Here is a 25004-nt window from a genome sequence, read left to right as displayed (position 1 = left end):
TCTGGAAAGCGATTACCAAGATCAGCCGCGGCGACGCGGCCCCGTCCGGCGAACCGTGCCGGCCGGGACCGACCGAGGAGGAGAAGAATGGCCCCCCACACTCCAGCGGACATCGGATCGACAGCACCCCCCGTACGCGCGGCTGTCGTCGGTACGGGCAACATCGCCCGTTTCCACGCCCAGGCGCTGCGGTCGATGCCCGAGCAGGCCGAGATCGTCGCCGCCGTCGATGTCGACGGTGAGAACCTCGCACGGTTCGGAGACGACCACGGGGTCCACGACCACTACAGCGACATCGGGGAGATGCTGCGCCGGGCCGAGCCGGACCTGGTCCACGTGTGCACGCCGCCGGGGCTGCACCACGAGCAGGTCCTGGCGTGCCTGAAGGCCGGCTCGTCCGTTCTGGTGGAGAAGCCTCCGGCGCTGAGCCTGGCCGAGTTCGAGGAGATGGCCGCCGCGGAGGGGGAGGGCGGCCCCTGGGTCGCCACGCTCTTCCAACACCGGTTCGGTTCCGGAGCGCGCCGCCTCCGGGCCCTGATCGACTCGGGCGAGCTGGGCCGACCGCTGGTGGCCGTGTGCCACACGTCCTGGTACCGGGAGCAGTCCTACTTCGACGCCCCGTGGCGGGGCCGCTGGGAGACCGAGGGCGGCGGACCGACCATGGGGCACGGCATCCACCAGATGGATCTGCTCACCGCCCTGCTCGGGGAATGGGTCGAGGTTTCGGCCACCGCCCACCAGCAGGCCCGGGACGTCGAGACCGAGGACGTCTCCCTCGCCCACGTGGTCTTCGCCGACGGAGCCGTGGCCAGCATCGTCAACAGCCTGGTGTCGCCCCGCGAGGAGAGCTACATCAGGATCGACTTCGAACACGCGACCGTCGAACTCACCCACATCTACGGCTACGGGGACGACGACTGGCGGATCACCCCCGCCCCCGGGTTCGAGGAGAAGGTGACCTCCGCCTGGAAGAACGGTGAGTCGGGTGTGAACAGCGGCCACGCCGCCCAGCTCACGCACGTGGTCCGGGCCCTGCGGGAGAAGGAGGCACCGCCCGTCACCTCGACCGAATCGCTGCGGACGCTGCGGCTCGTGGCGGGTGTCTACGCGTCGGCCTTCCAGCGGCGCCCGGTCGGCCCCGCTGATCTGGTCCCCGGATCGCCCTTCCACGACCGCATGAACGGTGACGGCCCGCGATGGTGACCGCGGCCCGGTTCCTCCGGGACGCACACGCCGGTGGGCGTCCCGGCACCGTCCCCCGCTGGGAGGCATCATGCGCGCTTTCGTGATCCGGCGCGTCCTCTACATGGTCCCGATGCTCTTCGCGATCTCCCTGGTGTCGTTCGCGATCATCCAGCTCCCGCCCGGGAGCTTCCTCACGACTTACGTCGCCGAACTCTCCGCCCAGGGCCAGGACGTGAACAGCGCTCAGATCCAGGCGTTGGAGGAGCGCTACGGGCTGAACGACCCCTTCCACGTCCAGTACATGAAATGGATCTCCGGCATCGTGCTGCACGGTGACTTCGGCCAGTCCTTCCAGTACCAGCAACCGGTATCGGAGCTCATCTGGGGCAGGCTGGGGCTCACCATCGCACTGTCGGTCATCACCATGCTGGTGACCTGGCTCATCGCTTTCCCCATCGGTATCTACACCGCGGTGCGACAGCACTCGGTCGCCGACTACTCCTTCACCTTCCTCGGCTTCCTCGGTCTCGCCACCCCGAACTTCCTGCTCGCGCTCATCTTCGTGTGGGTCTCCTACCGGTACTTCGGTCAGACCGTGGGCGGGATGGGCTCGCCCGAGTACGCGGATGCCGCGTGGAACCTCGGCAAGGTCCTCGACGTGGTGTCGAACCTGTGGATCCCGGTGCTCATCATCGGCACGGCCGGCACGGCCGTCCTGATCCGCGTGCTACGCGCCAACCTCCTCGATGAGCTGCGCAAGCCCTACGTCACCACGGCTCGGGCGAAGGGCCTCCCCGAGTGGCGGCTCATCCTCAAGTACCCCGTTCGCATGGCGATGAGCCCGTTCATCAGCACCATCGGGTGGATCCTGCCCACGCTCATCGGCGGCGAGGTGATGGTCTCCATCGTGCTGGGCCTGGAGACCACCGGTCCGCTCCTGATGGGCGCTCTCCAGAGCCAGGACATGTACCTGGCGGGGGCGTTCATCCTCATCCTCGGCGCGCTGACGGTCGTCGGCACGCTGCTCTCCGATCTCCTGCTGGCGTGGTGGGACCCGCGCATCCGCCACGCGCAGGCCGAGAAGGTGTGAGGCACATGGGAATCAGAGTCCCGTTCGGAAGGCGACGCTCGGGCGCCCGCACCGAGTCCGGGCCCGGCCGTGAGAACACGGCCGCGACGGCCTCCCAGTGGCGCCTCGTGCTGCGACGCTTCCGCAAGCACAAGCTCGCGATGGCCAGCGCGGTGATCGTGTTCCTGTTCGTCCTGGTCTCGGTCTTCGCCGAGTTCCTGTCGCCGACCACACCCACCGATTACGACGCCGAGTACACCTTCGCGCCGCCGCAGAGGCTGCATGTGGTGGACACGTCGGACGGTTTCGACCTCGGACTGTACGTCCACGGCTACGAGATCACCAGGGACGAGGACACGTTCGAGCGGGAGTTCGCGCCGGACGAGTCCCAGAAGATCCCCGTGGGTCTCTTCGTGGAGGGTGAGCCCTACGAGATGTGGGGGCTGTTTCCCACCGACCGCCACCTGATCGGGCCGAAGGAGCCCGGGGAGCCCATGTACCTCCTCGGAGCCGACCGCAACGGCCGGGACCTGCTCTCCCGCATCATCCACGGCACGCGGGTGTCGCTGTCCATCGGTCTGGCGGGGGTCAGCATGGCCTTCGTCCTCGGAGTCGTGTTCGGGGGCATCTCCGGATACGTCGGGGGCCGCACCGACACCGCCATCCAGCGGCTCATCGAACTCCTGATGTCGATCCCGACGATTCCGCTGTGGATGGGGCTCTCCGCCGCGATCCCCAATGACTGGGGTCCGCTTCAGACCTACTTCGCGATCACCGTGATCCTGTCGCTGATCGGTTGGACCGACCTGGCCCGTGTCGTGCGCGGCCGCTTCCTCTCCTTACGGGAGGAGGACTTCGTGCTGGCCGCGCGCATGGACGGCTGTAAGGCCCCACGCGTCATCGGCCGGCACATGCTCCCCTCGTTCACCAGCCACATCGTCGCCTCCCTGACGTTGGCGATCCCGCTGATGATCCTGGCCGAGACCGCGCTCTCCTTCCTGGGGCTGGGACTCCAGCCACCGGTCGTGAGCTGGGGCGTGTTGCTCCAGGAGGCGCAGAACATCCACTCGATCGCCAACGCGCCCTGGACACTCCTGCCCGGTGTGGCCGTGACGGTGGCGGTCCTGGTGCTCAACTTCGTCGGCGACGGAATCCGCGACTCCGCCGACCCCTACCGGTAAGGAGGTGACACACGTGAGTATCGCGACCGATGAGACGCTTCTCGAGCTGAAGGGTCTGAGGACGCACTTCTTCACGGACGAAGCGGAGATCAAGGCCGTCAACGGGGTGGACCTGACGATCCGGCGCGGCCGAACACTCTGCGTGGTCGGTGAGAGCGGATGCGGTAAGAGCATGACCGCGCGTTCGATCCTGCGGCTCATCGACCCGCCGGGCAGAATCGTCGGCGGTGAGGTCCTTCTGCACCGCGAGGGCCGTGAGGGCGAACCCGGAACGACGGTGGACGTCGCCGCCATGGGCCACCGCGACCGCGGGATCCGCCAGGTCCGCGGCCGGGACATCGCGATGGTCTTCCAGGAGCCGATGGCGTCCCTGTCCCTGGTCCACAGGGTCGGCAACCAGATCGGCGAGGCGATCCGCGTGCACATGCGGATGAGCAAGAAGGAGGCACGCGGGAGGGCCGTCGATCTGCTCGGCCAGGTGGGCATCCCCGACCCGGAACGGCTCATCGACGCCTATCCCTTCCAGCTCTCCGGAGGTATGCGCCAACGGGTGATGATCGCGATGGCGCTCTCCTGCGAGCCCCGCGTGCTCATCGCCGACGAACCGACCACGGCTCTGGACGTCACGACGCAGGCGCAGATCATCGACCTGCTGACCGGGCTCCAGGAGCAACGGGGGATGGGCATCATGTTCATCACCCACGACATGGGCGTGGTGGCCGAGCTGGCCGACGACGTCGCCGTGATGTATCTGGGGTCCGTCGTGGAGAAGGGGCCGGTCGACGAGATCTTCCACGACCCGAAGCACCCCTACACACGCGCCCTGCTGGACTCGATCCCGCGTCTGGGCAGCGGAGGGCGGGGGCGTCTGACCACCATCCGGGGCTCCGTGCCCGATCCCGCGAACCAGCCCACCGGATGCGTGTTCGGCGACCGGTGCGAGGAGTTCATGGCCGGCCGCTGCGACCGGATCACACCGCCCCCGATCGCGATCGGTCCCGACCGGCAGGTCCGCTGCCTGCTCTACGAGGGGACCGAGACGGTGACGGGGTCCATGCCCGGACAGGAGGCACCCGATGCCCGATGAGCGCAAGGCGCCCGACGAGTCGGTGATGAAGGACGAACGCACCCTCCTCGAGGTCCGGGACCTCAGGGTGCACTTCCCGGTGCGAGGCGGCTCGGGCCGCCGGGGCACAGGGAAGGTCAAAGCCGTGGAGAACGTGAGTCTGGGGATCGAGAAGGGGGAGACCCTCGGGCTGGTGGGCGAGTCGGGGTGCGGGAAGTCCACCCTCGGTTCCAGCATCATGCGGGCACGTCCGGAGATGACCGGACGGGTGCTGTACCGAACCGCTGACGGGCGGGTCCTGGACGCCGCGAAGCTCGAACGGGACGATCTCGCGGACTACTACCGCGAGGTTCGGATGATCTTCCAGGATCCGCACGCCTCTTTGAACCCGCGGCTGACACTCCTGGAGATCATCGGCGAACCACTGCGGGTGCTGCTCGGCCTCAAGGGGCCCGAACTGGAGGACCGGGTCGCCGGCATGCTCAAAAAGGTGGGGCTGCGCCCCGACCACCTGCGCCGGTATCCGCACGCATTCTCCGGAGGGGAGCGCCAGCGCGTCAGTATCGCCCGGGCGCTGGTCCCCGGTCCCCGGATGGTGGTGGCGGACGAGGCGGTCAGCGCCCTGGACGTCTCTGTGCGCTCGCAGGTCCTCAACCTGCTCCAGGAACTCCAGGACGACCTCGGTCTGACCTACCTGTTCATCTCGCACGATCTTTCGGTGGTCGAGCACCTCTGCGACCGCGTCGCGGTCATGTACCTCGGCCGGATCGTCGAGCTGGCCGACACCGCTGAGCTCTACGCCGAGCCGCGCCACCCGTACACCGAGGCACTCATCTCCGCGGTACCGGTCCCGGACCCGCGGGCGCGGGGCAGGAAGAACCGGATCCGACTCGCCGGAGACGTCCCCGACCCCTCCGACCCACCGCCGGGCTGCCCGTTCCACCTGCGGTGCGCTTACGCCACCGANNCCCCCTGCCACTACGCGGACGAACTGAAGCTCGCCGGTGCCGGATGAGGGCGCCACACGAGGGGAGAGCGAACATGCGCGTGCCAGTGTTTGGGCAGCAGAGATCACGAGCGGTCGTGCCTGCGTGCGCGGCTGCGCTCACGCTGGTGCTCGTCCCAGGCTGCGGCTTCTTCACGCTGGGCCCGGCCGGGGCGGGCGGGGAGCAGAGCACCGTGGAGGCGTCCGGTGAGGCCCCCGCGCTCGCCGAGCTCGTCGAGTCGGGCGAGCTCGAAGCGGTGGAGGAGCGCCTGCCCGAGGACCCCGTGGTCGTCGAACCCGTGGAACGCATCGGTCGCTACGGGGGTGAGTGGAACTCGGCCACCCTCGGGGTCAACGACTGGCCGTGGCTGGGGCGGACCGTCGGCTACGAGGAGCTGACCCGGTGGGACCCCGAGTTCGAGGAGGCGATCCCCAACCTCGCGGAGGACTGGGAGTACAACGACGACGCCACCGAGCTCACGTTCACACTCCGGGCAGGGCTGAAGTGGTCGGACGGTGAGCCCTTCACCTCCGATGACGTCGTCTTCGCCATCAACGACGTCCTCGACCACGACGACCTCGCGCCCGGGGTGGAACCGATATCGGCGGAGAAGACCGACGACCTCACCTTCACCATCTTCTTCAGCGAGCCGGATGCGCTCTGGGCCGGCCACAGCCTGCTCCAGTACCAGGTCGTGACCAAACCCAAGCACTACCTCGAAAGGTTCCACGAGGATCACAACCCCGACGCGGACGCGCTCGCCGAGCAGGAGGGGTACGGCAGCTGGGTCGACCTGTTCGAGCGCGAAGCGGGTGTCAGCAATTCGGCCAGGTACTGGCAGAACCCGGACATCCCGACCATGGCCCCCTGGAAGACCACCGAAGCGCTGTCGGACGCGGGGCGCATGGTTCTCGATCGCAACCCCTACTACTGGAAGGTCGATTCCGAGGGCAACCAGCTGCCCTACCTGGACCGCGTGGTCTTCGACATCCTGCAGGACGAGGAAATGATGCTCACGCGGGCGCTCAACGGCGACATCAACATGCACGCCCGCCACTTCAACACCCTCCACAACCGGCCGACGGTCGGCCACGCCCGAGAGCCGGGTGGCTTCGAGTTCTTCGAACTCGAGACCAGCGAGATGAACACCAACGCCATCGCGTTCAACCTGACCCACGAGGACGAAGAACTCCGGGAGATCTTCAACGACAAGGACTTCCGGATCGCGATGTCCCACGCGATCAACCGCCAGGACATCGTCGACGTCGTCTACCAGGAGCAGGGCGAGCCCTGGCAGCTGGCGCCCCGCGAGGACAGCCCGTTCTACAACGAGACCCTGGCCGAGCAGTACACCGAGTACGACGTCGACCTGGCCAACCGGATCCTGGACGAGGCCGGATACGAGGAGCGCGACGGCCAAGGCGTCCGGATGAGCCCCGACGGCGCCCGTGTCTCCTTCACGCTCTCGGTCCCCACCGGTTTCCGCCCCGACATCGTGGACTCGATGGAGATGGTGGTCGACCAGTGGGCGGCCCTCGACATCGACGTGGATCTGCAGGCCGAGGACCGGGACCTCTGGGTCGAGCGCAACCAGAACAACGAACACGACGCCAACGTGTTCTCCGGTGACAACGGCACGCAGGACCTGCTGTACGACCCGCGCTGGTACGCGCCGACGCAGGGCGGTGAATCGAACTTCGCCATCCCGTGGGCGCAGTGGTACGTCTCCCGCGGCAATGACGACCGCGGCCAGGAGCCGCCGGAGGACGTCCGCGAGCAGCTCGCGATCTACGACGAGGTGAAGGCGGAACCGGACCCCGAACGGCAGGAGGAGCTCATGCACGACCTGCTGGAGATCTCCCAGGAGCAGTTCTACGCGATCGGCGTCAGCCTGCCGCCGCCCAGCTACGGCATCGTCGCCGACGACTTCCACAACGTGCCGGGCTCGATGCCCAGCTCCTCCATCTACAACGATCCCGGACCGAGCAACCCCGAGCAGTACTTCATCGAATAGCCGACCCCGCACACGGATCCTCACCGCCGACATCGACAGGAACAGGGATGACCACCGATCACAGCGCCGCGCCTTCGGGTGCGGACCCGCGCACGCACGACGGGACCGAGCCGGCCGCCCGGGGAATCGGGCTGACGCACGAGCACGAGCGCTCACTGACCCTCACCCACGACGGCGTGGACCTGGTCCGGTACGTCTACCGTCCTTGGGACACCCAGCTGGAGTCCCCGCGCCCCTACTTCCACCCGATCCGCACTCTCAGCGGCGACCTCGTCAGCCTCTACCGGCCGCACGACCACGTCTGGCACAAGGGCATCGCCTGGTCGCTGCCGAACGTCGGGTCGGCCAATTTCTGGGGCGGGCCCACCTACCTGCGGGACCAGGGCTACCAGCAGCTGAACAACGACGGTTCCACGGTGCACCGCTCCTTCGACCGCGTCGGGACCTTCGAGGACGCGGCGGTCGTCGGCGAGAGCCTCGACTGGGTCACAGAGCAGGGGGAGACCTGGTTCTCGGAGCGCCGGGGGTTCCAGGCCACGGCCGACCCCGAACAGGGGACGTGGACACTGGTCTTTTCGACGTCGTTCACCAACCTCACGGAGCGGACGATCCCCATCGGCAGCCCCACGACCGAAGGCAGGCCCAACGCCGGATACGGCGGACTGTTCTGGCGGGGGCCCCGTTCGTTCAGCGGCGGCCGCGTCTACACACCGAGCGCCGAAGGCGGCGACGACCTGATGGGAGAGCGCGCTCCGTGGATGGCGTACGCGGGGCGCCACGACGAGCACGACCGCTCCTCAACGCTCGTGTTCGTCGACGCGCCGGACAACCCGGGGCACCCTACGCAGTGGTTCGTGCGCAACGGCATCTACGCCTGTGTCTGCCCGGCACCGTTCTTCAGCGAGGAGGTACCGGTCGAACCCGGCGCCACCTCCTCCTACAGTTACGCGGTCGTCATCGCCGACGGGGACCGCGAGCGGGAGGGCTCGGCGCTGATCGCGGAGGCGGGCCGGGCCGAGCTCGAACGGGCGGAGAAGCGTTGGGAGTGAACGGTCCGTGACCGTCGAGCGGCCCCGTGACCGATCAGCCTCACGGGGCCGCTCGACGTTCGGGGCGAGGGGGTTCCGGGTGGGCGGGGACGTGGAAGCCGGCGGCGGCCCGACCGTGGGAACGGACCATGGATGTGCGGGCCCGCGGCCGCCGGCCGCAGGCCCGCCTGTCCGCTCAGCTCATCGGGCGAATTCGGCCAGGAGGTCGGCCAGGGGCGTGCGCACGTGGCAGTTCTCGAACAGGAAGGAACGCATGAGCGTGTCGATCTCCTCCTCCCCGAGGTCGCGGAACAGTTCCGCGAATTCCTCCGACAGCGGCTCCGACAGCAGGATGTGCCGCACGAGCTCCTGGATCTCCCTCGTGTAGCCGAAGGGGAAGGGGGAGTAATCGGGGAACTCCTGCGCGAAGAGGTCCTTGAGCGGCGTCATGACCTCCGTGATGTCCTGCTCGGTACCGCCCCAGGAGTCCGTGCCCAGGCGCTGCTTCTTGTCCAGGACCGGGCGCACGCGCGTGAGCCAGGGCGAATCCGGAGCGACATAGGCGGTGCCCTGCAACCCGATGTCCTTGTAGAGCCAGATCGCCCAGCTCACGCCGTACTCGTCGTAGATCTCCAGCTGGTCGCGCAGGACCTGGTATCGGACCGCGTCGGCCTCGGGCTCGCCGGTGTAGACGGGGCCGAACTCCCCGACCCACACGTGCAGGCCGTTCTCCATCATGTAGGCGCTGCGCTTCAGGAAGGTCTTCTCCAGCACGTCGCGGTCGACGTACTTGCCCCGGCTCGTCCCCGGGTACGGCCCGCCGTCGATGAACCCCGGCAGGGCGTAGTCGTGGTTGGTGTAGACGACGTTCTCCCAGGGCTCCCCGAACATGTGGAAGTCCTGCGAGTACCTGTTCCCCTCCAGGAAGATGATGTGCCGCGGGTCCACGGAGCGGATCGTCTCGTAGAGGCGCTCGTACAGCGGCATGATCGCCTCTTCGGAGGGGTCCGCCGGTTCGTTGACCGGGTTGTAGCCGGCCACCCAGGGGTGGTCCCTGTACCGGCGCGCGATGGCTTCCCAGAGGTGTGCTGTGCGGTCCTGGAAGTGTTTGTGCTGCCACAGCAGTGCTTTGTGGGTCGGGTTGTCCGAGTGCCAGTGCTGGTTCTGGTAACCGGGCAGGGCGTGCAGGTCGATGATCGTGTAGATGCCCTCCTGCGCGCAGAGGTCGATGGCCCGGTCCAGGTGCCGGAACCCCTCCTCCTTGATCTCGAAGGGCCGCATGTCGTCCTCGAAGTGCCGGTAGTTGATCGGGATCCTGAGGAGGTTCAGGCCGAGAGAGCTGATGAAGCGCGCGTCCCCCTCGGTGAAGAAGTACTCCAGGAACCGGTCGAAGAACAGCTCGTACTTCTCCTGGCCGAGCACCCGGCGCACGGATTCACGGTGGGCCTCCTCGTTGGCCGGATAACCGGTCACGAAGTTCTCCATGTTCATCCAGCCGCCGAGCCCGAACCCCCGCAGGGTGACGGTCTCACCTCGCTGGTTCACCAGGTGCGATCCCCGGACGGAGAGCAGTGCGTCGGCGTCGGTCGAGGAGGGGTCCTTGGGCAAGAGGGGTCCTTCCGATCGGGGCGGCGTGTCTGCCAGAGCCATGGGGTCTCTGGAACGCCGCCGATCTCTCACTTTCCGAAACCGGCGGTCAGCCCGCCGAGGAGCTGCCGCCGGGCGACGATGTACAGCAGGATGAGGGGGAGTGTCGACAGGAACACTGCGGCCATGAGCCCGGGAACGTTGACGCCGTACTGCCCCTGGAACTGCTGGAGGGCCAGCGGGACCGTCTGGACGTTCGAGCTCTGCGTGAGGATGAGCGGGAACAGGAAGTTGTTCCACGCCTGGAGCGCGTTGTAGATGACCACGGTGACCAGCGCGGGACGCGACAACGGGAAGACCAGGTCACGCAGGATCCTCCTGTGCCCCGCTCCGTCGAGCTTCATGGAGTCGTAGAGCTCGTCGGGGATGTCCCGGATGAAGGTCACCAGGATCAGCACCGTGAGTGGGATTCCGAACGCCACCTGCGGCGGGACGAGCGCATAGAGGGTGTCGTACAGGCCGAGCTGCACGATGAGCAGGTAGACGGGGATGATCGCCGCCTGGAGCGGGATGGCCAGGCCCAGCAGGAACGTCTTGAAGACCAGCCGAACGGTCCGGCTGCGGGTGCGCGTGATCGCGTAGGCGGCCAGGAAGCTCACGAAGACGATGAGCGCCACCGAGAGCACCACGACGAACAGGCTGTTGAGCAGGTACAGGCCCAGACCGCCGCGCACGACTGAGAGGTAGTTCTCGAAGACCGGCTGGAGGGGCGGCAACCAGGGGCTGCCCTCCAGGTGGTCCCCCTGCTGCCTGAGACTGCTGACGAGCATGTAGTAGACGGGATACGACGCCACCGCGAACCAGAGGAGTCCGAGGAGGGCGGCCACCACAGCTCTCGGGGTGGGCTTCCTCCGGGTGCGGGCGCCGGGCGGCCCGCCCTGGTCGCGGGTCGGTCGCACGTCGCGAATGTCGGTCTTGGTTACCACGGCCTACGCCCCCTCCGCCTGACTCTCCATGCGTGCGAAACCCGAGATCTTGAGCAGCACGAGGGAGAACATGAGCCCGAGCGCGATGAGGAGCATGGCTATCGCGCTCCCGTAACCGATCTGGGTTTCCTGGAACGCGGTGGTGTACATGTGCATCGGCAGTATTCGGGTGGCGTTCTCGGGGCCGCCCCCGGTCATGATGAAGATGATGTCGAAATACGTCACGGATCCGCTGACGATGAGGATCGTCGACGTGATGACCGTGTATTTGAGCTGGGGCAGGGTGATGGTGAAGAACTGTCTCACCGCGCCGGCGCCGTCAATACGGGCGGCCTCGTAGAGAACCGTGGGGATCTGCCGGACACCCGCTTGGTAGAGCAGCGTGTGGAAAGGGATGAACTGCCAGGCGATGACGATGATGACGGCGTAGAGCGCGGTGTCCGGGTTCCCCAGCCAGGGCTCCGTGAGCGCGGACGCCCCGATCGCCTCCAGGAACGAGTTCGCCGCGCCCCCGGGGCTCAGGATCGCCTGCCAGATGANGAGGCCCCCCGCCGAGAACAGGAGCGGCAGGAAGAAGAAGACGCTCAGCACCGCGCGGTAGCGCTGGTAGCCGGCGGTGAAGGTGCCGAGCAGGATGCTCAACGGCGTCTGGATGAGCCAGGACAGGACGATCACCTGCAGTGTCAGGAGTATCGACTTCAGGGTCACCGGGTCGGTCAGGGCCCGGGTCCAGTTCGCCGCCCCCGCCCACTCGGGGTCGGATATCCCGTCCCATTCGAGGAAACTGATGTAGAACGCGGCGACCAGCGGACCGAGCGCGAAGACCAGGAAGAAGGACACCGCTGGAAGAAGCAGTGCCCATATCTTCCAGTCAGGTCTGTGATCCACTCGACTCACCTGTCCTCGGGCCGGGGGCTGGGAACGACATCGGGCGGGCGTCGGTTGGGGAACGCTGCCTACAGGTCCATGGCCTGGTTCATGTTCCGCGAGAACTCGTCAGGGGTGATCTCCTGCGAGAAGACGCGCTCCACGTTGGTCATCAGGTTCTGCGCGGCCTCGGGGTCCAATGCCTGATCCCACGACAGATCGAAGTGCGGGGTGTCCCTCGCGGTCTCGTAGACGAAAAGAAGCCATTCCGAGCTCTCCTCGTCCGCTAGCCTGTCCTCGAGCGCCTTCACGGGAGGGACCAGCCCCATGGCGATGAGCCTGTCGATCATGAAATCGTCCAAGACCGCCCCGTCGAGGAACTCCGTGGCACGGTCCTTGTGGCTCGACGACTCGGTGAGGGAGTAGAAGTTGGTCAGGTTGCCGACCACGGTCGCCGGATCCCCCGCGCCCCCTTCGACGGCGGGGAAGGGGAACCATCCGAGTCCGTTGTCCACGAATTCGGCGCGTCGTTCAGGAGGTTTCCGTACGTCCACGCGCCGTGCAGCATCATCCCCGCCTGCCCGGAGTAGAGGAGCTGCGTGTCCTGGTTCGTGTCGGCGTTGAGCGCGGCGAACCCGTCCGGGAACGCACCGGCGGACACCAGGTCCTGGATCATGGCGTTCGCCTCGACGAAGGCCGGATCGGACCACGCGCCGGGGTCTCCGGAAATCACCCTGTCGAGGGGGTCCGGTCCACCCACCCGGTTCACCAGGTACTCCAGGTACATCATGCTCGTCCACATGTTCTGGCCGGCGAGCGAAATGGGGACCACGCCGGCCCGGGACAGGGTGTCGACCGTTCCCATCAGCTCGTTCCAGGTCGCGGGCGGGGTGAGGGCGTGCTCCTCGAAGACCTCCTTGTTGTAGAAGAAGACCTTGGGCTGGGTCCCGGCCTTCGGCACGCCGTAGATCTGTCCGTCGAACGTGACCGCGTCCATGACGGAGGGGAGGTAGCGGTCGGTGTCGACTGAGGGTGGGACCGCGATCACCTCTCCGGCGTCGACGAAGGCCTTCAGCTGGTCGCCGCCCCAGCCGTAGAACAGGTCGGGCGGAGTCCCCGAGATCACGGACGTGCGGAGCCGGTTCTTGTACGGGTCGTTCTGGAAGAACTGGACGGTGACGGGAACCCCGTCGTGCCGTGAGTTGAACCGAGCGGCGACGTCCTTGATGAGGTCCTGCTCCCCGTCGGTGGAGATGTCCCAGACGGTGACGCCCGTTTCCGTCCGGGAGCCACCTACGCCGAATCCGCAGCCGGGGAGCGCCAGGGCGAGAGCGGCCGCTCCGCCCGCGGACAGCAGTTCCCGGCGCGTGGACCGCCTCACCATGGCTGATCCTCCTTCCCGGGTCCGGCATCCCGAAGGTCGAACGGCGTCCCGGGTGACTGGACGGTCACCGGGGACGACCGCGACGGTCTTGGTCGAAGTGTTGGCTCGTGCGGTGGAGGGTTCGGGGGAGTGCGCATCGCTGTGGTGCGGTCACGGTCGATGGCCTTCGTCTCGAAGGCGTTGCGAAGGCGGGGGAGGGGATCGCGGTGGATCCTCCGGTGAAGCGGCCGAAAGTGGGGGAGGCAGGCGATCCGCCCCGGGGGGTGTGATGTATCTAATTTGTATGGCCAGAAAACTAATATCGGCGCAACACGGGTGTCAAGAGAGTGGGGTCAACAGAATCGCCTGCTCGGGATCGCGGAGGTCCGGCCCCCCGTCTGTTCAGGGACCACATGGACACCCCCGTTCCTCGAGGGCTTGCCCAGGGAGCTCGCCGGGATGGCCGCGTGCCTTAAGGTGAGTGGAGCATCAATCATTCGCGCGCCAAACGAAATCTGCTTCGAGGGCGCATGCCGGCCCGCGCGGCGCTCCCGGCGCTTTGGTGTCCCGCTCGTGGTGGGAGAGGATCGGGTCCATGGCCGCTCACACGCCCGTCCCGACAGGTGCCTCCGTGCACCAGCGCGGTGTCCGCGAGAACAACCTCAGGATGATCCTGCGCAGGGTCAGCACGCACGGCGCCGCCACGCGGGCACAGCTCGCGGCGGCCACTGGACTGACCAAGGCGACGGTCTCCAGCCTCGTAGCCGAACTCACCCAGGCCGGGCTGCTGACCGAACTGGGCGTGCGGGCGAACGGTGGCGCCGGGCGCCCGGGCAGTGTGCTCGACATGGGCGGTGGCTCCCACGCGAGTATCGGCCTCGAGGTCAACGTCGACTACCTGGCCGCCTGTGTGAGCGATCTGGGCCACCGGATCCGCTACCACCGGGTGGAGTGCGCCGACAACCGGGGCGCTCCGCGAGCGGTGCTCGACCGGCTCTCCCGGGTTCTGGGCCAGGCGCTGAACGCCGCGCGCGAGGCAGAGCTGCAACCGGTGGGGATCGCCCTCGCCCTGCCGGGCCTCGTCGACGTCGCGGAGGGCCACCTGCTCCACGCCCCCAACCTGGACTGGAGCGATCTGCCGATCGCCGACATGCTCGCCGAACGGCTGGACCTGCGGCCCGAGATGATCCGGGTCGAGAACGAGGCGAACCTCGCGGCCCTGGGAGAACTCTCCTTCGGCGGGGGCGGCGACTGGGGCGACTTCGTGCAGATCTCCGGAGAGATCGGCGTCGGTGCAGGGATCATCACCGAAGGCCGTATGGACCGGGGATCCCGGGGGTTCGCCGGCGAGATCGGGCACATCAGCGTCGACCCTCACGGTGAGCCGTGCGGCTGCGGCGGGCGCGGATGCCTGGAGCGGTACTGCGGCCTGGAGGCGATGCTGCGCGGCGCGGGCCTGTCCCCCGCGGAACTGACCACCAGCATCGGCGACCCCACCGGTCCGATCTCCCAGCTGGTCGCCGCCCTGCAACGTGAGGAGCCGCAGGCGCTCGAGGCGGTCGGTCGGGCGGCCGACCACCTCGGGGTGGGGATGGCCAACGTGGTGAACACGGTCGACCCCGACACCGTTGTCCTGGGAGGGGTCTTCGCGCCTCTCGCCCCCTGGCTCGTCGATCGCTTCACCGATGCCCTGCACCGCCAGACGATCGCCGCCCGGTGGTCGCCGCCCCGCGTCGCCGTCTCCGTGCTCGGTTCCGACGCGGCGGTGCGCGGGGCGGCGGGCCTGGGCATCGAGGCCGTCATGAACGATCCCGCACGGGTGACCCGTCTTCGGGCGGAGGACACCCCAGTCCTGGTCATCTGAGCGCGGTTCGGCTCTCGGGCCCCGTAGTGGCGGTTTCCTGAACCGGAACGGGTGTGCCGACCGGGGGAGCGGTGCCTGGCCGGGGCGGCCCGCCTCGACGGTTGCGAGTCCTCCGCGGTCTCGGCGCGGAGACCGCACACGCCGCCCTGGTCGGCCACGACGTCGATGGAAAGCGCATTCAGGAATGCTGGGCCGCCGGCAGCGGGCATGTGCCCCTAACGGCCCCTTCGGCGAGTCCGAGGCCCCGGCCACGGTGACGCCCAGCGCGTGGGAGGTTTCGGCCCCGGGCGAGGGTCGGGGGATCTGGTCGGTGCCCGGGTCGTCCAACACCCCGGTGCCGGTGGGCATCGCCTGCCAGCGGGCGGTGTACGGCCGACCTGCGCAGCCATCTTTCATACCGGTACCGCGGTCGGGGCGGGATACGGCGGGATGCGTGCGACCCCCGACCGGTCATCGCCGCTTCCGCGGAGCCGACCGGATCCGGTCATCCTGGGGCTGGCGCGCGGCGTCGCTGTGGATTAGCCTGGAAAGCGCTTTCACAGAAAGGTGGTACCGACCCATGACCGTCCAGACACTGGGTGTCGCCATGAACGGCGTCACCGGCAGGATGGGCTACCGGCAGCACCTGAGCCGGTCCGTGCTGGAGATCCGCGACGCGGGCGGGGTGGAGCTCGCCGACGGGACCCGGGTGATACCCGAACCCGTGCTCGTCGGCCGCTCACCCGAGAAGCTGCGCACCATCGCCGAGCGCCACGACATCGAGCGCTGGACCACCGACCTGGACTCGGTGCTGTCCGACGACGGCATCCCCGTCTACTTCGACGCCCAGATCACCCACGCCCGTGAGTCCGCGGTCCGCGCCGCCATCGCCGCAGGCAAGCACATCTACACCGAGAAGCCCACCGCTGCGACCCTCGACGAGGCCCTCGAGCTCGCCAAGCTGGCCGAACAGGCCGGCGTGCGCAACGGCGTGGTCCAGGACAAGCTGTTCCTGCCCGGCCTGCTCAAGCTCCGCCGACTCATCGACAGCGGTTTCTTCGGCGAGGTCCTGTCGGTGCGCGGCGAGTTCGGCTACTGGGTCTTCGAGGGCGACTGGCAGCCCGGCCAGCGCCCCAGCTGGAACTACCGTTCCGAGGACGACGGCGGCATCGTGCTCGACATGTTCCCGCACTGGCACTACGTCCTGGAGCACCTCTTCGGCGCCGTGCGAACCGTCACCGCCCGCACAGCCACCCACATCCCCCGCCGCTGGGACGAGAACGGCGAGCCCTACGAGGCCACTGCCGACGACGCCGCCTACGGCATCTTCGACCTCGAGGGCGGCGCCATCGCCCAGATCAACTCCTCCTGGAGCGTGCGGGTCGACCGGGACGAACTCGTGGAGTTCCAGGTCGACGGCACCGAGGGCAGCGCCGTCGCCGGGCTGCGCGGCTGCCGCATCCAGCACCGAACGGCCACCCCCAAGGCGGTCTGGGACCCCGATGTCGCCGACCCCGTCGACCACCGCGCAGGTTGGACCGAGGTGCCCGACAACCGTGACTTCCCCAACGGGTTCCGCGCCCAGTGGGAGGACTTCCTGCGCCACGTGGCAGCGGGGACCCCCTTCCCCCACGACCTGCTCTCCGGAGCCCGCGGCCTGCAGATGGCCGAGGCGGGTCTGCGCTCGGCCCGTACCGGCGAACGCATCGTCCTCGACGAGGTCCCGAACACGTGAACACACTGAACCTGCCCACGCAGAACGGCACGACCGCCCCCCACACCCTCACCGGAACCCCGCTCGGGGCCGCTCCCATGCCGGCACCGCGCACCCGCACCGCCTACGCGGCCGCTCACGTGGTCGCCGACGCCCGCGGCCACAACGCTCCCGGTGAGCCCGCCGCGCTCGACTGGGACCGCACGCTGGCCTTCCGCCACCACCTGTGGGACCAGGGGCTCGGGGTCGCCGACGCCATGGACACCGCACAACGCGGGATGGGTCTGGACTGGGTCGCCACCGCCGAGTTGGTCCGCCGCTCCGGCAAGGAGGCCTCGGCACGCTCGGCCCCCCTCGCCTGCGGAGTCAACACCGACCAGCTCACCCGGACCGCTCCCGGGACCGACGGGATCCTGGACGCCTACCGTGAACAGCTCCGCGTGGTCACCGAGGCGGGCGCGACCCCCGTGATCATGGCCTCGCGCGCCCTCGCGGCCGCGGCCGAGGGGCCCGCCGACTACAGACGGGTCTACGGCGCACTGCTGTCCGAGACCGAGCGGCCCGTGGTCCTGCACTGGCTCGGCACCGCCTTCGATCCCGCACTCGATGGGTACTGGGGCCACGCCGACCCGGCCGACGCCGTCGAACCGGTCGCCGAACTCATCACCGAGCACGCCGACGCGGTCGAGGGCATCAAGGTCTCGCTGCTCGACACCGCACACGAGGTCCGCCTGCGCCGCCTGCTGCCCGCGGGGGTGCGGCTCTACACCGGCGACGACTTCCACTACCCCGAACTCATCGAGGGGGACGAACAGGGCCACTCCGACGCCCTGCTCGGCATCTTCGCCGCGATCGCACCGGCCGCCTCCCGGGCACTGGCCGCGCTCGACGAGGGCGACACCGCCCGGTTCCGGGAGATCCTCGAACCCACCGTGCCGCTGTCCCGGCACCTGTTCGCCGCGCCCACCTATTACTACAAGACCGGGATCACGTTCCTGGCCTGGCTCAACGGCCACCAGGACGGCTTCCACATGGTGACGGGCCTGCACAGTGGACGCAGCCTGCCGCACCTGGCCGAGGTCATGCGGCTGGCCGACCGCGCCGGGCTCCTGGACGACCCCGACCGCGCAACCGCCCGCATGCGCTTTCTCCTGGAGGTCTCGGGGGTGCCGCAGTGAACACCGAAACGGAATCCGGTCCCCGACCGGTGGACATCCCCTCCGGCCGGTCCTCCGAACTGCCCACCCCCGCACCCGGAGACGCGCGGATCCAACGGCTCTCCCTCAACCAGGCCACCGTGAAGCGGGCCGACCTCGCCCAGGCCGTCGACGGGTGCCTGCGCGCCGGCGTGCCCTCCATAGGCCTGTGGCGCGAACACGTGCAGGAGGCCGGACACGAACGCGCCGCCCGCATGGTGCGCGACGCGGGGCTGCGCGTGTCCTCCTACTGCCGCGGCGGGTTCCTCACCGACCCGGCCCTGACCGAACAGGCCCGCGAGTCGAACCTGCGAGCCATCGACGAGGCAGCCGCCCTCGACGCGGCCACCCTCGTCCTGGTCGTGGGCGGGCTGCCCGAAGGCGAACGGGACCTGCGCGCTACCCGGGACCGGGTGGCCCGGGAACTGGAGTACCTCGTGCCCCGCGCCGCCGACCGCGGCGTCAAACTCGGCCTCGAACCTCTGCACCCGATGTTCTGCGCCGACCGTGCGGTGCTGTCCACCCTGGGCCAGGCGCTCGACCTGGCCACCTGGTTCCCGACCGAGACCGTCGGGGTGGTCGTGGACGCCTACCACGTCTGGTGGGACCCGGAGGTGTACCACCACATCGAACGGGGCGGTTCGCTCGGGCGCATCGCTTCCTTCCAGGTGTGCGACTGGGTCCTGCCCCTGCCCGAGGACCCCCTGCTGGGCCGCGGGATGGTCGGCGACGGCCACATCGACGTGCGTTCCCTGCACCGGGCCGTGCAGCGCGCCGGCTACGAGGGCGACGTGGAGGTCGAGATCTTCAACGCCGACATCTGGGCGGCCGACAGCGACGACGTCATCGACACGATGGTGCGCCGACACGTCCAGTACGTGCACTGAGGAGGTGTGGGCAGCCATGAGGGTCACCCGCGTGTGCGCGTACCTGCGCAGGCTCGGACTGCACCGGGTCTGGGACGGCGGCGTGGACCGCAACGACGTGGTCGTGGTCAGTGTCGAGACCGACGACGGCGTGAGCGGAACCGGGTTCTCCTGGACACCCGTGGTCGGCGGCGCCGCGGTGGAGGCGCTGGTCAACAAGCGACCTGGCTCCGCTGCTGGAGGGCCGCCGCGCTCACCCGTGCCTGTGGGACGAACTCCTGTGGTCCCTGCGAGAGGCCGGCACCAGCGGGCTGACCCTCATGGCGCTGGCCGGGGTGGACATCGCCCTGTGGGACCTGGCCGCGAGAGCGTCCGGGCTCCCGCTGGTCGCCCTCCTCGGCCGGCGCCGCGACCGGGTCGCCGCCTACGGGAGCGGCGTCAACCTCGACCGCACCCTGCCTGACCTGCTCGAGCAGGTGCGCTCCTGGACCGGGGCCGGGCACCACGCCGTCAAGATCAAGGTGGGGTCGGCCGACCCCGGTCGGGACCTGGAACGGGTCGCCGCGGTACGCGAACTCCTCGGCCCGGAAGGTCTGCTGATGGTCGACGCCAACCAGCGCTGGGACGTGCCGCGCGCCGTCCGGGCCCTGGAACACCTGACCGAGTACGACCCGCTGTTCGTGGAGGAACCGCTCCCGGCCGGGGACCTGGCGGCCCACGTGCGGCTGCGTGCGCGCACCGACGTGCCCTTCGCGCTGGGGGAGAACCTGCGCACCGTCGACGAGTTCGAGCGCTACCTCGACGAGGGCGCCTGCGACGTGGTCCAGCCCAACGTCGTGCGGGTCGGGGGCATCACGCCGTTCCTGCGCATCGCCGAACTAGCCGCCCGACGCAGCGTGCCCGTGGCTCCGCACCTGCTCCCGGAACTGTCCGGTCAGCTGGCGTTGTGCCTGCCGCGGGTGGCCATGGTCGAGGACATCGACCACGCCTGGTTCGCGGACCTGGGGGCCCTGGCCGAACCGACCGGGGTCACCATCGGGAACGGGTGGCTCAGCGCCGAGACCGCGCCCGGCCACGGCCTGGTCTTCACCGGCCCGGAGTGCGCAACGGGATGACGGACCCCAGGTCCTCCGCCTCGGGGCGTCAGGTGGGGGGCCGGGTGCTCTCCCGGATCAGTACCTCGCCGTGCACGTCGATCAGGCGCGGCTCGTCGTGTTCCTCTTCGCCGAGCACCAGCTCGGCTGCCTGGCGCCCCATCTGCTCCAAGGGCAGACGCACCGTGGTCAACGACGGTGTGAGGTCGCGCAGGGTCGGGATGTCGTCGAAACCGGCCACCGACAGCTGCCCGGGCACCTGCACGCCCAGGTCGCGCAGCGCAGCGATCGCCCCCGTGGCCATCACGTCGTTGACCGCGAACAGGCACGTGGCCTCCGTGCCCAGCTTCATCAGCCTCTCGGTCGATGCGTAACCGCCGTCGCGGGTGAAGTCCCCGTGCATGACGTCCTGGTGGTCCGGCTCCAGACCCGCCGTCGCCAGCGCCGAGTGGAAACCGTCCATGCGCTCGCGCGCCGTGCTGAGGTTGTTCGGACCCGCCAGGAGCGCGAACTTGCGGTGCCCCTGCTCGATCAGGCGCCGCGCCAACTCCGCCGCGCCGGCGTGGTTGTCGGGGCAGACGGTGTCGGCCGGCAGCACCGGCTGCGACACACACGCCACACGGCCGCCCTGCTGCCGGAACATCTCGATCTCGCGCGTGAGCTGTTCCGTGCTCTCCGCATCGGTGGAACGGGACCCCACCAGCACCACCGCCTTGGCACGGTGCGAGCGCAGCGCGGCCAGGATCGTGCTCTCCTTGCCGGGGGCGCGGTCGGTGGTCCCGAGCACCAACACCAGGCCGTGCTCCTCCACCATCTGTGTGACCCCGGCGGCCACCGAAGAGAAATAGGGGTCGGCGATGTCGTGCACGACCAGCCCCACCAGCGAACTGGAGTTGCGCGCCAGTGACTGGGCCGAGGCGTTGGGCAGGTATCCCAGCGCCCGTGCGCTCGAGGTCACACGCTCCCGCAGCTCCTCGCCGACCTGGCGGGTGCTGGTGCTGCCGTTGAGGACCCTCGAGGCGGTCGCCAAGGACACACCTGCCGCCTCGGCCACCTGTCCCAGAGTCACGTACCCCGAACTCAACCCCTGCGTCCTTCTCGCTCGTCGTGATGGGAAATCGTTTCCCACATTAACCGAACCCGTACGTGCACCTGTTCCCCGTCAACCTCCGGTACCGAGCCGGGAACGCCACGTCCCCTCCGGGCGCCACCCGAGCTCGCTGCGGGCCCGCTCGGAGGAGAACACACCCCGGCCGTCGGCCAGGGACCCGGCGGAGGGAGCCGTGCCCGGATGCAGATCCGCGACGAGCGCGTCCACCGGACCCGGCCAGAGCGGGTCGGGGGCCACGGCGTTGTACACACCGCCGTTGCGCACCCGGTCGGGGTTCTCGACGATCAACGCGAACAGCAGGGCCGCGTCCTCGGCGTCCACGTAGTTGAACAACGACGCACCCGCCAGGGACGGGTCCTCGAGCCGCTCACGGACGGTGTGCCCCTGCTGGGTGAGCGCCCCGGCCCACTCCTCGGGCGTGATCACGTACCCCGGCCGCACGGCGCTGAGGACGCAGTCCCCGCCGCTGCGTGCGAGCGTGCGCACGGTCTCCTCCACCACCGCCTTGCTCAACCCGTAGGCGTGCCAGGGCGCGACCGGGTGTGCCTCGTCCAGGGGCAACCACAGCGGCGACCACGAAGGACGGTTGTACCCGTAGACGGTCGGGCTCGACGCCGCCACCGCACACCGTGCTCCCGCCGCTGCTGCCTCGGACAACACCGACCAGGCCAGCGCCGCGTTCACGGTCAGGGTCCGATCGTCCGGCTCGGCGAAGGGAACGGCGATCCCCGCCAGATGCACCACCGCCTCGGGGGCGGTCCGCCGGAACAGGTCCCCGCGCGCCCCCGCGTCCAGCAGGTCGGCGGTGCGCTGCTGCACACCCGGAGCCGCGGGGCCGGGCCGACTGTCCACCGAGACCGTCTCGTGGCCCCGGGCGGCGAGCACCGCAGCGGTGCTGCTGCCGAGGCGTCCGGAGCCGCCGGTGACGAGTACGCGCATGGAGCGCTCCTTTCCGGGCCCCGGGCAGGGGCCGTCGGGGGACAGGCCGGTCAGATCGCGGAGGCGTTCGATCGCGCCCAGGGGGCCCCGAGCTCGCTGAACAGGGCCAGGGACTCGGCGCTGCGGCGGATCAGGCCGGTGATCCCGTGCACGGTCCGGTGGGTGTGGCCGCTCTCCCGCCACACCTCCTGGTATTCGGTGCCGATCGGGCGGGGTGGCGGTGCGGTGCGCACGGCCTCCACCACGTGCGCGAAACCCCGGGTGGCCTCGAGCGGGCACAGCAGCGGAGCCTCGTCGCGCAGGTGCGCCACGAGGTTCCCCATGAGGTCGGCCCGGGGGAGGGCCTCGGTGTGCGGGTCCTGTCCCTCGCGGCGCAGGGTGAGACGGTCCTCGGTGTAGGACAGCTCTATGCGCCCGGCGTCCCCGTGCACGGCCAGTTCCGGGGCCGGGTCCCCGGAGGCGCACAGGGTCACAGCCACGGTGACCGGGGTGCCCGAGCGCGTGTGCAGGCGCAAGGACGAGGTGTCGTCACCCTCGATCGGGTGTGCGCGGTACAGCTCGACCTCGGTCCGCTGCGGTGCGCGGTGGCCCTCCCCGGCCAGGGCCAGAGACGTGGCGACCGCGTGTGCGAACGGGTTGGTGAGCGCACCGTCCACCACGTCGGCGCCGTCCATGCGGCGCCGTCCCGCCCAGGGGGCGCGTTCGTAGTAGGCGGAGGTGCGTTTCCAGGTTCCGGCCGTCCCGATACCGCGGAGCTCGCCCACGGCGCCCTCGGCGACGAGCCGGCGCGCCCGACCGATCGCGGCCGACCCCAGGCTCTGGAAACCGACCTGGCACACGAGGCCGGAACCGGACAGGGCCTCGGTGAGCCGGTCGAACTGCTCGAGCGAGGGTGTGGCGGGCTTCTCCAACATCAGGTGGGAGCCGTGCCGCAACGCCGTCAGCGCCAAGGGCAGGTGGGTGTGGATCGGCGTCGCGACCACGGTGATCCGGGCGCCGGTGTGCCGCAGGGCCTCGTCCAGGTCGGAGAAGCAGGGGAGGAATCCGTGGCCCTCGAGGTCGTCGTCGGGTCCGGGCGGGCGCGGGTCGCACAGGCCCGCGAGGTCGATGGCCCCGCTGTGCGCGAGGGTCAGGAGTGAACGCAGGTACACGCGTCCGTAGCCGTGCACGCCCACCAGGAGGACCGGTACGGGGTCCGGTGGCAGTGTGCTGCGTGGGTCGGTGTCGGGGGACGGGGGCTGAGGGGTGTGGCCATGTTGCACGGACTGGATGGTAAGCGGTTACCGAGGCTCGGGCAAGAGTTGCCGTCACTTGTGCGGCTCGGCGGTTGCGCCCGAAGTGGCCCCTGAATCGGGGTGTCCGAGCGGCTGAGGGGAGGGTTCGCCGGAGAGTGGGGAGTCGTTCCCCCCGTTGACGTCGTCGTGTGGCAGGGGTAGAAATTGCACACCCACAAGGGATAGCGCTTACCAAACCTTCGACCGGAGGGACCCCCCATGCCACCTCGACTCCGCGCACACCCGCCGGGACACCGCCGCAATCCGCTCCTCCGGGCGGTCGCCACAGGGGGTGTGTTCGCGCTCTTGGCCACCGCCTGCGGGGACGGGGACGACGGCACGGTCGAACTCCGCTTCTCCTGGTGGGGCTCTGACAGCCGGCACGCCGCGCTCCAGGAGGTCATCGAGAACTTCGAGGCCGACAACCCCGGGATCAGCGTCACCGGCGACTACACCGACTGGGCCAACTACTGGGACCGTCTGGCCACCAACACCGCGGCCGACGACTCACCCGACATCATCATGCAGGACGACGCCTACTTGCGTGAGTACGGCGACCGCGGTGCCCTGGCCGACCTCGGGGAGTTGGACACGGTCGACCTGACGGACCTGGACCCGCTCGTCGCAGAGAGCGGGGACACCGACGACGGGACGATCGGAGCCGTGGGCGGGGTCAACGCCATGACGATCGTGGCCGATCCGCAGGCGTTCGAAGAGGCAGGGGTCGAGATGCCCGACGACGAGAACTGGACCTGGGAGGAGTACGCCGAGACCGCCGCAGAGATCACCGAGGCCACCGACGGCGAGGTCTACGGCACCCAGAGCCCCGCGAACGAGAACGTCTTCCAGGTCTACGCGCGCCAGCACGGCGAGAACCTCTTCGACGAGGACGGAGACACGGCCTACAGCGACACCACCCTGACCTCCTGGTACGAATTCAACGAGCGCCTCGTCGACGAGGGCGTCCAGCCCAGCGCGTCCCGGAGCGTCGAACTGACCGCAGCCGGGCCCGAACAGTCCCTCGTGGGGCTCAACGAGGGCGCGATGGCCTTCTTCTGGAGCAACCAGCTCGTCGCGATCGAAGCCGCCGCCGGGCGTGATCTGGAACTGCTGCGGATGCCCGGGGAGACCGAACACGAGCGCACCGGGCTTTTCTACAAGCCGGGCATCTACTACTCGGTCGCGGCCGGCAGCGACCATCCCGAGGAGGCGGGGCAGTTCGTGGACCACCTGCTCAACGACCCCGCGGCCGCGGAGGTGACCCAGGGGGAGATGGGGATCCCCCCGAACCTGGAGGTGCGGGACACGATCGCCGACGACCTCGGGGAAGCCGACACCAAGGCCGCGGAGTTCATCGACGCGATCGAGGACTCCGTCATCGACGGCAATCCGCCCCAGCCCGTCGGCGCGGGCGAGGTCGTCGACATCAACCTGCGCGTGATCGAGGCGCTCGGCTTCGGCGACATCACCCCGGACCAGGCGAGCGAACAGTTCACCTCCGAGGTCCAGGACGCCACGGAACCGTCCGGCCCCTGACCCGTCGAGCGCCGGTCCGGCCCGGTCGGCCCCCTCATGGTCGGTTTTGGGTCGGGGACGCTTCTATGTCAAGCGGCGGGCCCGTAAGCCCTCTGCCCG

20 protein-coding genes and 1 pseudogene are annotated in these 25004 nt (G+C 69.2%); 13 read left to right on the top strand and 8 right to left on the bottom strand.

Annotated features, from left to right (window positions below):
- The first annotated feature begins 87 nt into the window (after positions 1-87).
- From D474_RS0125470 to D474_RS0125440, 7 genes are all read left to right on the top strand, one after another.
- A complete protein-coding gene (locus tag D474_RS0125470; protein WP_017616309.1) occupies positions 88-1203 on the top strand; it encodes a Gfo/Idh/MocA family protein in 1116 nt (371 codons plus the stop codon).
- A 70-nt stretch (positions 1204-1273) separates the two neighbouring features.
- The gene (locus D474_RS0125465) at positions 1274-2275 is read left to right on the top strand and encodes an ABC transporter permease (protein WP_017616308.1); all 1002 of its coding nucleotides are present in this window, start codon (positions 1274-1276) and stop codon (positions 2273-2275) included.
- Between the two features lie 5 nt (positions 2276-2280).
- A complete protein-coding gene (locus D474_RS0125460; protein ID WP_017616307.1) occupies positions 2281-3435 on the top strand; it encodes an ABC transporter permease in 1155 nt (384 codons plus the stop codon).
- A gap of 13 nt (positions 3436-3448) precedes the next feature.
- Positions 3449-4522 carry an oligopeptide/dipeptide ABC transporter ATP-binding protein gene (locus D474_RS0125455; RefSeq protein ID WP_017616306.1) on the top strand — a complete coding sequence of 358 codons (1074 nt, stop codon included), beginning with the start codon at positions 3449-3451 and terminating at the stop codon, positions 4520-4522.
- The gene (locus D474_RS0125450) at positions 4512-5516 is read left to right on the top strand and encodes an ABC transporter ATP-binding protein (protein WP_017616305.1); all 1005 of its coding nucleotides are present in this window, start codon (positions 4512-4514) and stop codon (positions 5514-5516) included. The genes D474_RS0125455 and D474_RS0125450 overlap by 11 nt, the downstream gene beginning before the upstream one ends.
- Positions 5517-5584: 68 nt before the next feature.
- Positions 5585-7501 carry an ABC transporter substrate-binding protein gene (locus D474_RS0125445; RefSeq protein WP_017616304.1) on the top strand — a complete coding sequence of 639 codons (1917 nt, stop codon included), beginning with the start codon at positions 5585-5587 and terminating at the stop codon, positions 7499-7501.
- A gap of 47 nt (positions 7502-7548) precedes the next feature.
- Entirely contained in the window at positions 7549-8550 is a 1002-nt protein-coding gene (locus D474_RS0125440) for a DUF6807 domain-containing protein (RefSeq protein WP_017616303.1), read from the top strand.
- 180 nt (positions 8551-8730) lie between these two features.
- On the opposite strand, the gene D474_RS0125435 is transcribed toward D474_RS0125440, so the two are convergent.
- From D474_RS0125435 to D474_RS30070, 5 genes are all read right to left on the bottom strand, one after another.
- Complete coding sequence (locus D474_RS0125435) at positions 8731-10137, bottom strand: glycoside hydrolase family 5 protein (protein ID WP_017616302.1); 1407 nt, start codon at positions 10135-10137, stop codon at positions 8731-8733.
- Positions 10138-10205: 68 nt separating this feature from the next.
- Positions 10206-11075, bottom strand: a complete 870-nt coding sequence (locus tag D474_RS0125430) for a carbohydrate ABC transporter permease (RefSeq protein ID WP_051051126.1) — start codon at positions 11073-11075, stop codon at positions 10206-10208.
- A 30-nt stretch (positions 11076-11105) separates the two neighbouring features.
- Positions 11106-11777, bottom strand: coding sequence for a carbohydrate ABC transporter permease (locus tag D474_RS0125425; protein ID WP_449289374.1), 672 nt, complete (start codon positions 11775-11777; stop codon positions 11106-11108).
- Between the two features lie 281 nt (positions 11778-12058).
- Entirely contained in the window at positions 12059-12418 is a 360-nt protein-coding gene (locus D474_RS30670) for a hypothetical protein (RefSeq protein ID WP_051051124.1), read from the bottom strand.
- Entirely contained in the window at positions 12403-13353 is a 951-nt protein-coding gene (locus D474_RS30070; protein WP_051051123.1) for an extracellular solute-binding protein, read from the bottom strand. The genes D474_RS30670 and D474_RS30070 overlap by 16 nt, the downstream gene beginning before the upstream one ends.
- A 574-nt stretch (positions 13354-13927) precedes the next feature.
- Here D474_RS30070 and D474_RS0125415 point away from each other — a divergent pair.
- The 5 genes and pseudogenes from D474_RS0125415 (at position 13928) to D474_RS0125395 (ending at position 20066) form a co-directional block, all read left to right on the top strand.
- Positions 13928-15196 carry an ROK family protein gene (locus D474_RS0125415; protein WP_017616299.1) on the top strand — a complete coding sequence of 423 codons (1269 nt, stop codon included), beginning with the start codon at positions 13928-13930 and terminating at the stop codon, positions 15194-15196.
- 559 nt (positions 15197-15755) lie between these two features.
- The gene (locus tag D474_RS0125410) at positions 15756-16910 is read left to right on the top strand and encodes a Gfo/Idh/MocA family protein (protein WP_017616298.1); all 1155 of its coding nucleotides are present in this window, start codon (positions 15756-15758) and stop codon (positions 16908-16910) included.
- A complete protein-coding gene (locus D474_RS0125405) occupies positions 16907-18067 on the top strand; it encodes a dihydrodipicolinate synthase family protein (protein WP_017616297.1) in 1161 nt (386 codons plus the stop codon). Before D474_RS0125410 ends, D474_RS0125405 begins: the two co-directional genes overlap by 4 nt.
- Entirely contained in the window at positions 18064-18972 is a 909-nt protein-coding gene (locus D474_RS0125400; RefSeq protein ID WP_017616296.1) for a sugar phosphate isomerase/epimerase family protein, read from the top strand. Before D474_RS0125405 ends, D474_RS0125400 begins: the two co-directional genes overlap by 4 nt.
- A 16-nt stretch (positions 18973-18988) precedes the next feature.
- Positions 18989-20066, top strand: a pseudogene (locus D474_RS0125395) (mandelate racemase/muconate lactonizing enzyme family protein).
- Between the two features lie 28 nt (positions 20067-20094).
- Here D474_RS0125395 and D474_RS0125390 read toward each other — a convergent pair.
- The 3 genes from D474_RS0125390 to D474_RS0125380 all read right to left on the bottom strand — a co-directional run bounded on the left by D474_RS0125390 (position 20095) and on the right by D474_RS0125380 (position 23270).
- Positions 20095-21129 (bottom strand): LacI family DNA-binding transcriptional regulator, encoded by a 1035-nt coding sequence (locus D474_RS0125390; RefSeq protein WP_017616294.1) that lies wholly within the window; start codon positions 21127-21129, stop codon positions 20095-20097.
- Between the two features lie 78 nt (positions 21130-21207).
- Positions 21208-22095 carry an NAD-dependent epimerase/dehydratase family protein gene (locus D474_RS0125385; RefSeq protein ID WP_017616293.1) on the bottom strand — a complete coding sequence of 296 codons (888 nt, stop codon included), beginning with the start codon at positions 22093-22095 and terminating at the stop codon, positions 21208-21210.
- A gap of 50 nt (positions 22096-22145) precedes the next feature.
- Positions 22146-23270, bottom strand: a complete 1125-nt coding sequence (locus tag D474_RS0125380) for a Gfo/Idh/MocA family protein (protein WP_017616292.1) — start codon at positions 23268-23270, stop codon at positions 22146-22148.
- 318 nt (positions 23271-23588) lie between these two features.
- Between D474_RS0125380 and D474_RS0125375 the strand changes: the two genes are divergently transcribed.
- A complete protein-coding gene (locus D474_RS0125375; RefSeq protein WP_083931996.1) occupies positions 23589-24905 on the top strand; it encodes an ABC transporter substrate-binding protein in 1317 nt (438 codons plus the stop codon).
- Positions 24906-25004: the final 99 nt, after the last annotated feature.

Origin of the sequence: Nocardiopsis salina YIM 90010 (genome assembly GCF_000341025.1) — a bacterium.
Classification (GTDB): domain Bacteria; phylum Actinomycetota; class Actinomycetes; order Streptosporangiales; family Streptosporangiaceae; genus Nocardiopsis; species Nocardiopsis salina.
This window is presented reverse-complemented; position numbering and strand designations above follow the sequence as displayed.

What these genes read in the sequence shown, in the direction of transcription:
- D474_RS0125470 (WP_017616309.1), top strand. Translation starts at nt 88, where the DNA reads ATGGCCCCCCACACTCCAGCGGACATCGGATCGACAGCACCCCCCGTA.
- D474_RS0125465 (WP_017616308.1), top strand. Translation starts at nt 1,274, where the DNA reads ATGCGCGCTTTCGTGATCCGGCGCGTCCTCTACATGGTCCCGATGCTC.
- D474_RS0125460 (WP_017616307.1), top strand. Translation starts at nt 2,281, where the DNA reads ATGGGAATCAGAGTCCCGTTCGGAAGGCGACGCTCGGGCGCCCGCACC.
- D474_RS0125440 (WP_017616303.1), top strand. Translation starts at nt 7,549, where the DNA reads ATGACCACCGATCACAGCGCCGCGCCTTCGGGTGCGGACCCGCGCACG.
- D474_RS30070 (WP_051051123.1), bottom strand. Translation starts at nt 13,353, where the DNA reads ATGGTGAGGCGGTCCACGCGCCGGGAACTGCTGTCCGCGGGCGGAGCG.
- D474_RS0125415 (WP_017616299.1), top strand. Translation starts at nt 13,928, where the DNA reads ATGGCCGCTCACACGCCCGTCCCGACAGGTGCCTCCGTGCACCAGCGC.
- D474_RS0125410 (WP_017616298.1), top strand. Translation starts at nt 15,756, where the DNA reads ATGACCGTCCAGACACTGGGTGTCGCCATGAACGGCGTCACCGGCAGG.
- D474_RS0125385 (WP_017616293.1), bottom strand. Translation starts at nt 22,095, where the DNA reads ATGCGCGTACTCGTCACCGGCGGCTCCGGACGCCTCGGCAGCAGCACC.
- D474_RS0125375 (WP_083931996.1), top strand. Translation starts at nt 23,589, where the DNA reads ATGCCACCTCGACTCCGCGCACACCCGCCGGGACACCGCCGCAATCCG.